A 14,502-nucleotide genomic window follows, 5' to 3' on the forward strand; every position below is an offset into this window, starting at 1 on the left:
GCAGGCCCCGACCGGCGGGTCGGGGCGTACCCGTTAGCCGCGCAGGCGGCGCAGTTCGTCAGCAAGGACCCAGAGGGCGCGATTGAGTCGGATGTTCTGGTCAATGCCGGTCACGGCGCGGGTCGTGGTGGTCCGGCCATTCGCATTGCGACCACGCAAGCCGCCATTGATCATGTTTTCCTGCACGCGATTGAACGTCGTCCACAGGTCCGGAGAGCGATCCTCCATGCGATGCGGTGTCAGGAGTTGTCGTTCAGTGATGGGCGCTGGCTTGTCGTCGTCGTACCGCAGCGCAAGCGCGGCCCGCGCGAAAGCGGTCTGTTCGCCGTCGGTCAGCGCCACACCGGCCATCCCTTCGCGCTGCCGGGTCGCCGACTCGAAGCCGTCGAGCACCCTGAATGCCCCCTCGATCACCTCGCCGATCACATCGCCCTTGTGGGGCACGCGGATATCGCCAACGGTGTCTCCGCAGACCATGCCGTTCTGGCAGACAAACCGGAACATGCCGCCGATCATCTGGTAGCTGCTGGTGCCGTCGTGGCTGTTCAGAAGGATGATTTCGTTGGCTTCACGGCCAGTAATCTGGTCGGCGTGGCGCAGGCGGACCATGTGTTTGGTGTGGACGCGCTTGTCGTCAGTGCGCACTCGGGTCTGGCAGGCCATGAAGGGCTGAAAACCTTCCTTGCGCAGGCCGTCCAGTACATCGCTGGTTGGAATGTAGGTGTACCGTTCAGAGCGGCTTTCGTGCGCGGATAGCGCGAAGATCGACGGGGCAACCTCTGCAATCTCGTCATTCGTCAGCGGGCGATCCGAACGTGTGCCAACTGCGTTGCGGCTGAAGCGGTTTGCCAGGTAAGTGGTGTCCATGCTGTTCCCCAATGTCGGGATCAGCCCCAGCCCGCAGGCCGGGGCGGGTCGGTTAGTCGATCGCGCGGAGGATGTTGGCGGCTTCCACGTGATGCGCCGCGTAGGCGCGTAGCGCGTGGTAGTGGTCGGCGATCCGGTCATCGCCGCACTTCTCCAGCAGGTGGCACAAGGCAAACAGCGTGACGACGATGCCGAAGGCGTCGGCTCCCATCATGTCGTTGTAGCCGTTCATGTGCCACCGGACGTGCATTTGCCCGCACCGTTCAGGGGCCATGTAAAAGCCCCCGTTGGACAGCTGGAAGAAGTTCCATGATCCGCCGTTGTAGGCGCGGCAGAGACGGCGCGCCCAGTCGTACACCATTGCCTCACCCTGCAGGTAGTGCGCCCCAAGGTAGTGAGGGAGGAAGTTAAGGCGCAGTTCTTCCGGAACGACGTTCGACGACACCTTGAATTCGTTATCAATCACGGTTTATCTCCGGTTTCGGACCACAACGGAATGTCGGGCCACGTGTATATATTAGGTCTAAAAGACCCGCATATCAAAAATAACTCATCAATAATATCAATTACCCATAAATATCAGTTAACAATATCAATCTGAATATTCCTTGTATTGCGGTCTATAAGACCTATTATTAAGACGTGGCCCGACATTCCGTTGTGGTCCGAAACCGGAGATAAACCGTGACTGTGTCTGTTGAAAACAGAATTACCGAAACTGGACTCGAAACGAATTTCGGCAATGAAACGAGAATCGAATATGTGCCTTACGGGCTGCTTTGCAGGTCGCCGTCAAACGTCCGCAGGAAAGCCCCGACTGGAATTGAAGAACTGGCGATCACGATTGAAGCCAAAGGCCTGATGCAGAACCTGGTCGTGCACGCCATAAAGGGCTCGCGCGCGAAGAAACCGAAACTTGGCGTATGCGCCGGTCAGCGTCGTCTGGCTGCGCTCGACCTGCTATTCGCGCAGGGCAAGATTGCATCAGACCATCCGGTGCCGGTGAAGGTAGTCAGCGAGGCCGAAGCCGTTGCCGCGTCACTGCTGGAAAACCAGCATGAAACGATGCATCCGGCGGACCAGTGCGAGGCGTTCCGGATGCTGGCTGAGGAAGGCCGGAGCGTCGAATACATCGCCGCGCTTTTCAGGATTTCACATCTGATGGTACGTCGGCGTCTGAAACTGGCGAACGTCTCACCAAGCTGCTTGACCTGTTCCGCAACGACGAAATGAATATCGAGCAGGTGACAGCGCTGGCGCTGGCCGACGATCACGATTTGCAGGAGCGCGTGTGGTTGGAGGCGAGCGAGGCATGGCAACGCGAACCGCGGGAATTGCGTGCTGCGATCACCGGCACCGAGATTGACGCGAGCCGCAGCCACCTCGCCCGATTTGTCGGGCTGGACGCTTATGCGGCCGCAGGCGGTTACATAAGGCGGGACCTTTTCAGTGATGCGGAGAATGCCGGGTATATTGCCGACCCGGACCTGCTGCACCGGCTGGCCGCCGAACGGCTGGTCGCCGCGTCGCAGGAAGTCGCAGCGGAAGGATGGGGTTGGGTCGAAACGCGAACGAAGCGCGACTATGGCGAAGTCATGGCGTATGGCCGCTTGCCCTCATTTTCGCGCGAACTGACGGCTGACGAGCAGGCCGAGCTTGATGCGCTCATCGTGAAACGCGACGAGGCCGACGCAAAGCTGAACGGTTGCGAGGATGGGGAAGTGGTCGAGGATGACGAACGACGCGAGCAACTGGAACAGCAAGCGTATGCGCTGAGCGACCAGGTCGACGCGTTCGGGGAGCGGCTTGAGACCTGGGCGGACGACGACATGAAACTGGGCGGGGTGTTCATCACGATAGACCAGGAGGGGGAGCTCAACATCGAGCGCGGACTGGTCAAGCGCGAGGATGTGGCACGTGTGTATCCGGAGGAGGGCGCGAACGATGGCGAGGGAGACATGACGGCCACCGTACCGCAGGCCAAAGAAAAGCCAGTGCACAGCGAAAAGCTGTGCCGCCGTCTGACGGCGCACCGGACCGCTGCGGTGCAGGCTGAACTTTCCCGCCGCCCTGTCGTAGCACTGGCCGCGCTAATGAACCGGGTAATTCCCACCGTGTTCGACGAGCGTTATCACTTCGCTTATGCCGGGAGCGCCGTGAAGATCGACGCGCACAAATCGCGCGATTCGCTGGTGCGCGAGGCCGACGACATGGAATCGAGTGTGGCCTTTGAACAGATCGAAGCCGACCGCGCGAAATGGGTGAAACTGCTGCCGAAAAAAGTGGACGACCTGTTGCCCTGGCTGCTCAATCAGGAAACCGACGTCATGGCGAGCCTGTTCGCATTTTGCGTGGCCGCGACGCTCGACGGTATCAGCGCGACTGATAGTGCCCACCCGATCAGCGCGCTCGCCGACGTGATGCAGATTGATATGGCGTTCTACTGGAAGCCAACGCAGCAAAGCTACCTGAATCACGTCTCCAAAGCACGGATCATCGACGTGGTGAGCGAAGCCGTTTCGTTGGAATCAGCGGCAGAACTGCAAGGCATGAAGAAGGGCGATGCCGCTGCGGCTGCCGAGCTCCGGATGGCAGAAAGCGGCTGGTTGCCGGAAGTGCTGAGGAACCGTGCAATGAGCGAAACGAAGCGCGGAAAAACACGCTAACGTCACACAAAGCCCGGGCCAGGTGGTCCGGGCGACACCTGCCGGGCCGCCAGTCGCGCGGCCCGTTTTTCGTAGTGCGGATCTGAAGCTCCGTCGTCCGGCAAGCCCGTTTTCACGCGTCCAATCCGCTCCCGCATGTTGCGCGCGCCGTCGCATTCTGACGAGGAGCGCGAGTCGGCAGGTACCTCGCCGCGCCGCAGATCGTTGACAACGCCGACCCGGAGCAAAGCACAGGGGCGATCCGGTTCGATACGACCCGTTACGCGGGCGCCTTCTCCGCCGTAGCCGCTTCAGCCGCTACCCCGGCGCTGGCTTGTGTCTCCGGTTTCTTGTCATTTTCCCGCTCGGCGATGAATGCGTCGCCCCGCTTCTTCAGCGTGCGCTGCAAGTCACCGTCCGTCCTGAACTGATCGAGCGCCCACAGCAACGCGCCGGTCAGCGTGCCGCGATCCACCGGAAAATCGACCATCGGGACGATGCCGCCGAGTTCGATCAGTTCGCGCGTGTGGGCCCTGCGCTGGTTTTCGCGTCGCTCACTCAACATGCGGGCGGCTTCCGCTTTCATCGAGTCTGCCTTCTGGTTGATCTTTTCAAGCCGGACCAGCTTGTCCAGCTGGCGGGACTCCTGCGCGGTGGGAGCCGGGATCGTCGCGAGTTCGACCAGCAGGGTCTGCGTGGCCGTAGGGGACTTCAAACCCTGGATGTACTGAATGTGTTCCGTGAGCCATTCGTTCTTTGCCATCATCTTTCTCCTGAAGCAGATTGACGTTGCATCGAGCGGCAGCACAGGCCGGGCATCGGCCCTGCCTGTGACACCATTCCGGATCATGAAAAATGCAAAAGCGGCCAGCAGGGAGGGGGACGCCGCAGGCCCTGGTGAGCAGGGCGGGTCAAAGTGCGCTTCCGCGTTTCCATGCTAGCATGGAAACAGCTTATGGTAAGACGAAAGCACACCGCCCATGCCAACGTACCATCTGAGCGTCAAAGCAGGCAGGAAAGCCGCCGCTGGCGAGCACGCGAAGTACATTGCGCGGGAGGATCACTACGCCTACATTTCCCGCGGCGGCAAGTTCGAAGCGCGTGGCGACCTGAAGATGACCGAGAGCGGCAATATGCCGGCATGGGCCGCGCATGACGCGAGCCTCTTCTGGCAGGCCGCGGACACCCATGAACGGGTCAATGGCCGGCCGTACACCGAAATCGAGGTATCGATTCCGCGAGAACTGGACGACGAACAGCGCGTCGCACTGGTGCGTGAATTTGTTGAACACACGCTCGGCGAGCGCCACGCGTACACCTGGGCGATCCACAATCCGGCCGCCAGCGACGGGCTGGAACAGCCACACGCGCACATCATGTTTACGGAGCGGGTGAACGACGGCATCGCGCGCGATCCGGAGCATTATTTCAGGCGCTGGAACGCGGCGGACCCGGAAAAGGGCGGTGCCGGCAAGGATCGCTATCTGAGCAGCCGGCAGTTTGTTCGCGACGTGCGCGAAGAGTGGGCGGTCACCGCCAATCACTTTATGGCACAGGCGGGCATCGAGGCCCGCATTGACCACCGCAGTTACCGGACGCTGGGGATTGAGCTGGAACCGTCCGTCAAGGTGGGCGTGGCGCGCTATGCGGGCGAGCGTGGCGTGATGGCCAGTGTGCTGGAAGAGAATCGCCAGCGCGCTTTCCGCAACGGTCAGCGACTGCTGATCAATCCGGCGATCGGCGTCGCCGCGCTGACGATCCATCAATCCACCTTCTCACGGCGCGATGTCGAGCAGTTCGTGTTCCGCAACACCGACGGGGCGGAACAGTTCCGGCAGGTTTATGCCCGCCTGATGAATTCGAAGGAACTGCTCGCGCTCAGCGATTCCGGTCGTCAGGGCGAATGGTTCACGTCAACAGATTTGCGCGCGATTGAGTTGCGCCTGGTCGAACGCGCACGCACGATGAGTCGTACCGCTGACGGGATAGCGGGCGACGTTGTGGTGCGCGAAACGGTACGCGCAGCCCGGAAGTTCAATCCAGGACAGGAGGCCGCTTTTGTGGCGCTCGCCGGGCGTGCCCAGCTCGTGGTGGTGAATGGTGCGGCCGGGACCGGCAAGAGCTACGTGCTTGCTGCGGCGCGCGAAGCGCTCGAGGTGGATGGGTCGCGCGTAATGGGTGCGGCGCTGCAGGGCAAGACGGCGGACGACATGCAGCGCGACACCGGCATCGCCAGCCGGACGCTGCACAGCCTGCTGTCGGGTATCGAACGCGGTACGGTCACGCTCGATCCGAAAACGGTGCTGGTGGTCGACGAAGCCGGCATGGTCGGCTCACGGCAGATGGAAAAACTGCTGGGCCACGCGCAGGAGGCCGGCGCGCGTGTGCGCCTGGTCGGTGACGCGTGGCAGCTGCATGCGGTCGACGCAGGCGATGCTTTTCGCGCGGTGTCGCGCGAAGCGGGTGCCGCCGGTCAACTCGAAAGTCTGACCGGAATCATGCGACAGAAGGAGGCCTGGCAGCGCGAAGCCACGTCGGCGTTGGCCCGGCACGACGTGCAATCGGCGGTGTCCGCGTATGCGGAGCGCGGTGGCGTGCAGCTATTTTCGACCGTTGCTCACGCACGCGAGCAGCTGATTGCTAAATGGCAGGACGATCGCCGGAAAGTCCCCGGCCTGTCCCAGCTACTGTTGACACACACCAACGACGAGCGGTGCGCGCTGAATGCACGCGTGCGCGAATTGCGGCGGATCGCTGGCGAGCTCGGTGATGAACAGACCGTGCCGATCGTGGGGACGGGAGACCGGCATATTGCGATCGCCGCTGGTGAACGGATCATGTTCCTGCAGAACGAGTACGTGATGCAGGTGAAGAACGGAACGCTGGCAACTGTCGAACGGATCGATGCGGCGGGTGACAGGACAGCGGCCGGCGCCGTCCTGCAGGTGCGGCTCGATGATGGCCGGCAACTCGCGGTCAATACCGCGCAGTATGGCCATTTCGATCACGGCTACGCGCTGACGATCCACAAGAGCCAGGGGGTGACGGTCGATCGCGCGTACGTGCTGGCCACGAAGGGCATGCATGCCGAGCTGGCCTATGTGGCGATGACGCGGCACAAGGAAAAGCTGGTGGTGGCGGCTGGTCGGGACGAGTTCGCGGATGGCGAGGCGCTGATGCGCAGTCTTGCGCGCGCCGACGAAAAATCGTTCAGCGCACAGCATGAGCTGCGACCGGAGCGTGACCGCCAGCCGGAGCTGGGCTACCGGCACACGTTGAACCAGCGACGCGTCGAGTACTCTAACGCACCGCGGCCACAACGCCCGGAAAAGACCCTCAATCGTACCGTCAGGCAGTATGCCGACGCCCTCTCTGCGGCGGTGGCCGCAACCCGGGCGGGCAGGCCGGTACCGGCGAAAGATCGCGCGGCGCTGAAGCGGACGGGCGCGGAACTGGACAGGGCCGATTCCGCGATGCGTCGCGAGATTCGCCACGTGGTGGAACGGGATGATCGCGCGTGGCACGCACTCGTTGAGCTCAGCGGCGCCGCGCGGGCAGCAGCGCTCGTCAACGAGGTGAGAGCTGCGCGGGCACAGCGCTCAGGAATCAATGATGAGGCCGCCGGGCTCTCGCAACCGACGCCCGGAAGCGGAGCATCCCGACGTTTTGCCGACATGACACCCGAGGAGCGGCAGGACCGGCGCAATGAGTTCAAAGCGCAGCTCCGCGAGGCGGCGGGTCAGATGGTCGAGCCAAGCAGTTCATTGCGTGAAAGGTCAGAATCGCGCGGTCGAGGCGGTCCGGAAATCGGTAAATGACTTCGGTTATTGGAATTACAAAGTAAAACTGAAGCGCGGGATGATTTGCGGGAAATCCGGATTAATTGAACTGCTGCGGACCGGTTGGCACATTCAGGAGCACGGCTTTTTTACAACTTTTTGCGGATACACTCCGATTCCAATACCTGGACGCATAAGCCGGTGGCGTGACCACCGAAGTGAACCGCCAAACAGCTTCGCTATAATCAGACTACCTTTTCACACCTCCATTCCCAATAGATGTCCGTCAAACGAAGCCGCTCCCGGGCCAGCCAGCCACGCCGGCCGCTGACAAAGGCGCTGTTACTACCGATGGATCGTGCGTCTGCTAGCGAACAGTCCCTGAGGCTGCATCTGGCGCTGGTCGCATGTCGTGAGTGCCAGGCCAATAGTCACCTGATCAACGAACTGATGCGCGCCGTCTATCTTGCTTATTTTTTGCAACGCGCGGGCTACGGAAAGCATCCAGCCGAGCACTTCAAGGTCGCCGAGTGCGCTGTGGAGGTGACGCTGGCGCATGCACATGAGACGGGCGAATGGCGTCTGACGCCGGACGTCATCGGTGACTTTGAAGAACTGATAGCGTTGTATGACGCGCAACTTGCCCGCGCACCACTGCATGCGGTACGTCACGCCGAAGGGCTGCTCAGGGATTTTCTCGCGGGAACGGAAAGCTCGCCTATCGTCGTCGAGGAGTAACTCTCGCGCCGCTGCACCGGCTTGTGGATGTATGAGTTCAGGCTACGACATCCCTGGGTGTGAATAGTGATCGTTAGCAGCGCGAGGCCACCGCTCACCACGTTCAGATGCGCACAAGGCGGAGCGCTAACGTCGTTGAACACTTGAGCATCGGTGTTATATATTAGGAATGCTTAAAAGGTTGATCATTTGATTTGTGTCAACCTCGCTATTAATGCAAGAAAACTTATATTAAGAGTGCTATTTGCGCGCACGTTTTTCGTAAACACATCCTCACTGATCGTGGGCGCGCACCCTTGTGAGGGGGCACGTGTCCGCATCGACATGGCATCGGTAACTCTCCTTACCTTGCACGACGCCGGGGTGGGACCGGGCGTGGATCATCATTTCCCCGTCAACGCGGTGCGCGGCCCGGCAGCGATCTGCGCCACCCGACGCCGCTCCATCCGATTGTGGTAAGCAGCGTGCGAATTCGCCGGTCTGCGGCGCACAGGTGCAATCGGGAGTAGAGGCTGAGAAGAAAGTCGAAGGGGTCACGCGATATACGACGAGCGGCTTTCTCCGGGCGAAAACTGGACGACGCGCTCAAAAGCACGGGGGCGCGGCTTCGTCTTTGGTGTCCCATGCTGCCAGAATGCCGGAGCATTCGACATAGACAGCTGCCGTCAAGGGATGTCTTAGAGAATAGCCATCGATTCAGTCATGTTCTGTCGCATGTAGTCGAGAAAGCGTTTCTGGAACAACATGGTGTGCTCGTGCGCCAACTTCTCGGCCATTCCAGCGTCTTTGCGCTCAATTACCTCGATAAGTTCGGTGTGGTCGCGCCCGAGCTTGGTCGCTGTCGGCGACGTGACGGTATAGTCGAAGTGCAGGTGGAGTAGCCGCTGGCCTTCGCCTAGCAGGCGCTCGTAATAGCCAACAAAGTAGGGATTGTTCGCCGCATGCGCAATGGCCATATGGAAGGCCTTGTTCGTCTCGGACATCGCCTGAAAATCGCCGCTTTCGACCGCATGCATATAGTCCTCGTCCGCCTTGCGGATATGCTTGAGGTCAGCTTCCGTTCGATGTTGTGCGGCGAGGCGGGTGACGGCGCGCTGGATAAGGTCTAACGCCGAGATGTACTTCGGAAATTCTTCGATTTCGAACGGTGTGACGAGCGTAGTGCGATTCGGCAGAATCGTGACGAGACCTTCGCTTATGAGACGGGCAAGCGCATCCCGCACCGGCGAGCGCGAAAGCCCAAACTGAGCGGCCAGCGAAACTTCGTCCAGGGGCGCGCCGGGCTTGAGCTGCAAAGTAAGAATCTGCTTTCGCAATTCCTCATAAACGTATCGTCCGCCGTGTCTGCGGACAGTGGATTCTGTCTCCGTTCCTTTGCTCATCGTTTCACCGCCGTCGTTGTGGGCCCCCAAGGAGGGGCGCGCATTCAAGTTTATCATCGTGCGCGCTCCACCTCAGACGGCCGGGAAACCCGACCCCCACGTATCACTCAGCATGAAACCGGCGGACAGAGGGTCGTTCGGGTCGACACCAATCTGCTGGATTCCGTAAACCCAGGCGCGGCCGTGGACCCGCGGCAAAACAGCGGCCTTGCCACCGACTTCAGTCTTCCCGCGCATCTCGACGTTGAACTCGCCCCCGATGGTCGAGCGCGACTTCAGCCGACTACCAACGTCGACGAGGCCTCGGGCTGACAGCGTCGCCAGATTGGCGGAGCTTCCCGTCCCGCACGGCGACCTGTCAACGCGGCCAGGCGGAAGTGTCGTACAGGTCTGATAAAGCTCATCGCTCACGCGGTTGCGGAACATGACGTACGCGACTTCGTTTATTTCTGGAAATAGCGGGTGCTGAATCTTGATTTGCCCATTGACTACGCCCTTAAGCGCAACACCAAGTTCAGCGAGTTCTCGTGCGTTTTCCGGCGCAATCTGCAATCCGACCTGATCGACATCCACGAGCGCGTAATAGACTCCGCCGAAAGCAATATCTGCCTTGATTTTCCCGAACTTCGAGGTCTCAACGGTGAAGTCGAGCTGTTCGACGAACGAGGGCACCATGTCGAGCGATACGCCTGTGCATCGACCGTCCTTGCAGTCCGCGTGAGCGGTTACAAGACCCGCGGGGGTGTCGAGAACGACAGTTGTTTCGGGCTCTTGCATCTCCAGCATGCCCAATTCCAGCAAAGCCGTCACAACACAGATGGCGTTGCTGCCGGACATCGGATGTGCCTTGTCGGCCTGTAGCACGATGAAGCCTGCGTGAGCCTCAGGTCGGGTCGGCGGCAATAGCAGGTTCACCGACATCTGGAGGCAGCCTCTCGGCTCAAGGACAACAAGTCTTCGCAGGCTGTCGTCAACCTCGTTGATGTAGTTCATCTTGTCGAGCATTGTCTCACCGGGGATTCCGACGACTCCAGCGGTGATGACCTTTCCAATTTCGCCTTCGCAGTGTACGTCAACGATTTGCAGAGTCTTCTTCCAGCGCATGATTGACAGACCTTACTTGATGTACCAGCCCCAGGGCTTGGCACTGTCGTAACGCGTGATTTGCTTGGTTTCGAGATAGTTGTTCAATCCCCATTCGCCAAGCTCACGGCCGATGCCGCTTTGCTTGTAACCGCCCCACGGAGCTTCGGTGAAAGTGGGTTGGCTGCAGTTAATCCATACAATACCGGCGCGCAATGCTCTCGCGACGCGTTCACAGCGCGCGCTGTCGCGCGACATAACCGCCGCTGCAAGGCCAAAGCGAGAGTTATTCGCCGAACGCACCGCCTCAGCTTCGTCGTCGAACGGCCGGATGCAGACAACCGGTCCAAAGATTTCCTCATTCCAGACCCAGCTGTCAGCGGGAACGTCCGCGAACACGACCGGCTCCATGAAGTAGCCCTTGTCCAGGTGGGCAGGTCGGCCGCCACCGACCACGAGTCGTGCGCCTTCGGTCGTCCCACGCTCGACAGCCTCGCGGACCTTGTCATACTGCCCCTTGCTGACAATTGGTCCGAGGAGGACGCCGTCCTGCAGGCCATTACCGATGGTAAGTTTCTGGGTCTCCGCTTTCAGACGCCCGAGCAGTCGGTCATAGATTCCACGCTGCACGAGTACGCGGGAAGTCGCGGAGCAGACTTCACCCTGGTTCCAGAAGATACCGAACATAATCCACTCAACCGCCGCGTCGATGTCGCTGTCATCGAAGACGATAAAGGGTGACTTGCCACCCAACTCAAGGCTGATGTTCTTGATGTCGCGCGCGGCGGCCTTCATGATGCGGCTACCCGTGGGAACGCTGCCCGTGAAGGCGAGCTTGTCGATGTCGGGATGCTCGGACAGCGGCGCACCTGCGTCTGCGCCGAGCCCCGTAACAACGTTCAGGACGCCCGGCGGCAGGTCAGCAGCAGCTGCAATGTTGGCCAACTCGAGTGCTGTGAGCGGGGTAAGCTCGGACGGCTTCAGGACCATCGTGCAACCCGCTGCTAATGCCGGGGCGACTTTCCAGGCCGCCATCAGCATCGGGAAGTTCCAGGGAATGATGGCGCCGGCAACGCCGACAGGCTCTTTGCGCGTAATCGAGCTGAAGCGGTCATCAGAGAGCGTGACGGGTTTCTCAGCGCTTTCATCAAGCTGCTCGGCCAGGTTTGCGTAGTATTCGAAACAGCCTGCCGCATCGCCCAGGTCCCAAAGTGCTTCAGGAAGTGGCTTGCCGTTATCCCGGACCTCAATTTCGGCAAGCTCCTGCAGGCGGTCCCTGATGCCCTTGCCGATGCGGCGAAGAATAACCGCGCGGCCGGCGCCACTCGTCCGCGCCCACGGCCCTTCGTCGAACGCATTGCGAGCCGCCTTGACCGCAAGGTCTACGTCCTCCGCTGTCGCAGCCGCTACCTTCGCAATGACCTGTTCATTGCTCGGGTCGATAGTGTCGAAGGTTCCGTTTTTGACTGGCGCCACCCACTGGCCGTCAATAAAAAGTCGTTCGTACGATTCCATGTATTCGTCTCTTCAGGAGAAGCGGTATGCGCTGAACGGCGCGAGATTTTGCTTGGTAGGCAGTCCGGCGACCATGTCTGCGATGAGTTTGCCAGTCGTCGCGCCGAGGGTAAGGCCCAGTTGCCCATGACCGAACGCCATGAAGACGTTTCCAAGTCTCCGGGACCGGTCGATGATGGGTTTCGTGTCGGGAAGGAACGGACGGTATCCAACCCCGTACTCAACCTGCGATGTCTGCAACTCTGGCAGCACCCGCTTGGCTTTCTCGAGGATGATGTCCGCACGCTTGAAGTTCGGCTTTGCGCCGTCTCCGGCGAATTCGATAGTGCCGCCAATCTGCAAGCCCCGTGTCATCGGTGCGAAGCAGAAACCACCGTCCGCGTAAATGGTGGAGTGACGAATCTCGACGCCTGGATTTGTGACAACCACCTGGTAGCCAGCAATACCCTCAAGCGGGACGCTTACGCCGAGCGATTTAAAGAAACGCCTCACGCCCGTACCTGCGGCGACCACAACGTGTTGAGCTGCAACCCGTTCTCCATTGGCGAGCGTGACCCCGGTCGCACGACCGTTGGACTCGTCGATGCTTTTCGCTTCGGTTCGAACTCGCCGGCCCCCTTGCGCGATAAAGCTTCCGGTCAACGCGGCGATGAAACCCATCGTGTCGCTGACTGCACGCCAGTCGGGGAAGATGAGGCCATGTGAAAACTTGCCGGCAAGAGCAGGCTCAAGGTCACCGATTTCCTGCGCGTTAATGCGTTGTGACTTGAATCCAAGCGACTGGCGAAGTTCGAGGTAGGGCAATTCGTGAGTCAGTCCTTTCGGGTCGTCGAAGACTTCCAGGATGGGACGTTCGCCCATCAGGGTCTTGTCGTCACAAGCGTCGAGCAGCGGGGCATAGTCATCGTAGACGTCGTGCGTCAGTGTCGCCATGGCCTGCGCGATGTCAACAATCTTCGCGTGCCTTGCGTTCATCATGAACCGGAAGAACCACGGAATGATTCCCGGAAGAGCGCTCGGGCGAAGCGCAAGCGGCCCCTTCTGGTCTATCAGCCAGCATGGAATCTTCATGAGGATGCCCGGCTTCGACAGCGGAATGATTTCACTCACCGCCATCTGGCCGCAACTCCACTTCGCCGTGCTGTTTCCCGGGACCGCCGGGTCGATGAGCGTGACTGCGTAGCCGCCGCGTTGGAGATATAGCGCGCAGCACACACCAACGATACCGCCCCCAATGACGACAGCGGACTCCTCGTTGGAGGGAAGTGGGTTACGCGAAGAAAACTCGCGAGGAACTGCGTTCAATTCACATACTCCTGCAAGCTGAAGCCATGAGCGTATGGCTGTGAGTCGTCAACATAGTGGTCCGCTCGCCCCGTAATCCACGCACGTCCTTCAACACTGGGGAGGACCGCGTCCAGACCGCTTTTTAATTTTGTTGTTGCTTCCACCCGACCGGTGAAGCAACTTCCAATCCGGCTCTGATGGCGAAAAAGCTGTCCAAGGCCGACATGGCCGCGTGCCTGCCGCCGTGTGCCATCGAGTTGCCCGGAAAGAGTGCCGACGAATCGCTTCGCCGGCTTCGCGTTACGCCTGAGCGCCTTCGAAGACCTTGCGGAAGTCGGCTTTCTCTTCATCCGTGAGCGGCTGGAGGGGCATGCGGGCCGCACCAACCTTGAAGCCAGCAAGCTCACAGCCGTACTTCACTTTTTGCACGAACTTGCCAGCTTCCATGGTCGCCATGACGGGGAAGAGCGAGCGCATCACTTCCTGGGCGCCGCGGATGTCGCCCGCGGTGAACTTGCTGTAGAAATCCACGACAGGCTTCACAAAGCAGTTCGCCGGGCCGCAAATCCAGCTGCTCGCGCCCCAAAGGAAGAAGTCAAGGGCCTGGTCGTCGGAACCGCAGGATAGTTGATAGTTGTCCTTGTACTTCTCACCGATTTCGATTGCGCGGAGCAGGTTGCCGCTGCTTTCCTTGATGCCGATGACGCGCGGATGGTCCTTGAACGCCTCCAGCACACCGAAGCCGACTTCCACGTTCGTGCGAACCGGATAGTTGTAGAGAACAATGTCGACGTCCGGAACTGCCTTCAGAATCGCATCGTAGTGACCGATGAGTTCTTCCTGCGACGGCAGAGCGTAATACGGCGGAGCGATGAGAACGTTTTTGTAGCCAGCGTCGCGAACGAGTTGAACCTGTTCGATGACTTCGCGCGTGCACGAGCCGTTTGCGCCGCCAATGAGCATGCCGCGGTCACCGACGACCTCGAGGACCGTCTTGAGAATCGCGCGACGTTCGTCATGCGTCAAGGCGTAGTATTCACCCGTCGAGCCGAGGGGCACGAAGCCGTTGACGCCGGCCTTCAACTGGAATTCGAGAATGTTCGCGAGCGTGTCGTGGTCGACTGCGCCAGCTGCGTTGAACGGCGTGACGAGTGCGGGCAGGATGCCTTTCATTTGCATTTGAGTTTCTCCAACTGTTCAGCAGGT

At 60.3% G+C, this 14,502-nt stretch carries 13 protein-coding genes; 4 read left to right on the plus strand and 9 right to left on the minus strand.

What is annotated here, in order from left to right:
- Positions 1–33: 33 nt before the first annotated feature.
- Together B0G81_RS43175 and B0G81_RS43180 are read right to left on the minus strand one after the other, a co-directional pair.
- A complete protein-coding gene (locus B0G81_RS43175; protein ID WP_134144057.1) occupies positions 34–867 on the minus strand; it encodes a DUF932 domain-containing protein in 834 nt (277 codons plus the stop codon).
- Between the two features lie 52 nt (positions 868–919).
- Entirely contained in the window at positions 920–1,333 is a 414-nt protein-coding gene (locus B0G81_RS43180) for an antirestriction protein (RefSeq protein ID WP_134144058.1), read from the minus strand.
- 224 nt (positions 1,334–1,557) lie between these two features.
- Here B0G81_RS43180 and B0G81_RS43185 point away from each other — a divergent pair, with 224 nt between their 5' ends.
- Both B0G81_RS43185 and B0G81_RS43190 read left to right on the plus strand, forming a co-directional pair.
- Positions 1,558–2,100 carry a ParB/Srx family N-terminal domain-containing protein gene (locus B0G81_RS43185; protein ID WP_166679229.1) on the plus strand — a complete coding sequence of 181 codons (543 nt, stop codon included), beginning with the start codon at positions 1,558–1,560 and terminating at the stop codon, positions 2,098–2,100.
- On the plus strand, positions 2,097–3,533 hold the full coding sequence (locus tag B0G81_RS43190) for a chromosome partitioning protein ParB (protein ID WP_134144060.1): 1,437 nt from the start codon (positions 2,097–2,099) through the stop codon (positions 3,531–3,533). The genes B0G81_RS43185 and B0G81_RS43190 overlap by 4 nt, the downstream gene beginning before the upstream one ends.
- Positions 3,534–3,792: 259 nt before the next feature.
- Here the strand turns inward: B0G81_RS43190 and B0G81_RS43195 are convergent, their stop codons facing one another.
- Positions 3,793–4,320: a conjugal transfer protein TraD gene (locus B0G81_RS43195; RefSeq protein ID WP_166679230.1), complete on the minus strand. Its 528-nt coding sequence runs from the start codon at positions 4,318–4,320 to the stop codon at positions 3,793–3,795.
- Between the two features lie 172 nt (positions 4,321–4,492).
- Between B0G81_RS43195 and B0G81_RS43200 the strand changes: the two genes are divergently transcribed.
- Together B0G81_RS43200 and B0G81_RS43205 are read left to right on the plus strand one after the other, a co-directional pair.
- Positions 4,493–7,330 (plus strand): AAA family ATPase, encoded by a 2,838-nt coding sequence (locus tag B0G81_RS43200; RefSeq protein WP_134144062.1) that lies wholly within the window; start codon positions 4,493–4,495, stop codon positions 7,328–7,330.
- A 312-nt stretch (positions 7,331–7,642) separates the two neighbouring features.
- On the plus strand, positions 7,643–8,029 hold the full coding sequence (locus B0G81_RS43205) for a hypothetical protein (protein WP_106285643.1): 387 nt from the start codon (positions 7,643–7,645) through the stop codon (positions 8,027–8,029).
- Between the two features lie 677 nt (positions 8,030–8,706).
- On the opposite strand, the gene B0G81_RS43210 is transcribed toward B0G81_RS43205, so the two are convergent.
- Genes B0G81_RS43210 through dapA form a run of 6 tightly spaced genes read right to left on the minus strand, consistent with a single transcriptional unit; the run spans position 8,707 to position 14,475 of the window.
- Positions 8,707–9,468 (minus strand): GntR family transcriptional regulator, encoded by a 762-nt coding sequence (locus B0G81_RS43210; protein ID WP_243856943.1) that lies wholly within the window; start codon positions 9,466–9,468, stop codon positions 8,707–8,709.
- A 15-nt stretch (positions 9,469–9,483) separates the two neighbouring features.
- On the minus strand, positions 9,484–10,515 hold the full coding sequence (locus B0G81_RS43215) for a proline racemase family protein (RefSeq protein WP_134144063.1): 1,032 nt from the start codon (positions 10,513–10,515) through the stop codon (positions 9,484–9,486).
- A 12-nt stretch (positions 10,516–10,527) separates the two neighbouring features.
- Positions 10,528–12,009 carry an aldehyde dehydrogenase family protein gene (locus B0G81_RS43220; RefSeq protein WP_134144064.1) on the minus strand — a complete coding sequence of 494 codons (1,482 nt, stop codon included), beginning with the start codon at positions 12,007–12,009 and terminating at the stop codon, positions 10,528–10,530.
- A 12-nt stretch (positions 12,010–12,021) separates the two neighbouring features.
- A complete protein-coding gene (locus tag B0G81_RS43225; RefSeq protein WP_134144065.1) occupies positions 12,022–13,314 on the minus strand; it encodes an FAD-binding oxidoreductase in 1,293 nt (430 codons plus the stop codon).
- Positions 13,311–13,646 carry a proline racemase family protein gene (locus tag B0G81_RS43230; protein ID WP_134144066.1) on the minus strand — a complete coding sequence of 112 codons (336 nt, stop codon included), beginning with the start codon at positions 13,644–13,646 and terminating at the stop codon, positions 13,311–13,313. The genes B0G81_RS43225 and B0G81_RS43230 overlap by 4 nt, the downstream gene beginning before the upstream one ends.
- Entirely contained in the window at positions 13,597–14,475 is an 879-nt protein-coding gene (dapA, locus tag B0G81_RS43235) for a 4-hydroxy-tetrahydrodipicolinate synthase (RefSeq protein WP_134144067.1), read from the minus strand. Before dapA ends, B0G81_RS43230 begins: the two co-directional genes overlap by 50 nt.
- Positions 14,476–14,502: the final 27 nt, after the last annotated feature.

This window comes from Paraburkholderia sp. BL6665CI2N2, assembly GCF_004366535.1.
Taxonomy (GTDB): Bacteria; Pseudomonadota; Gammaproteobacteria; order Burkholderiales; family Burkholderiaceae; genus Paraburkholderia.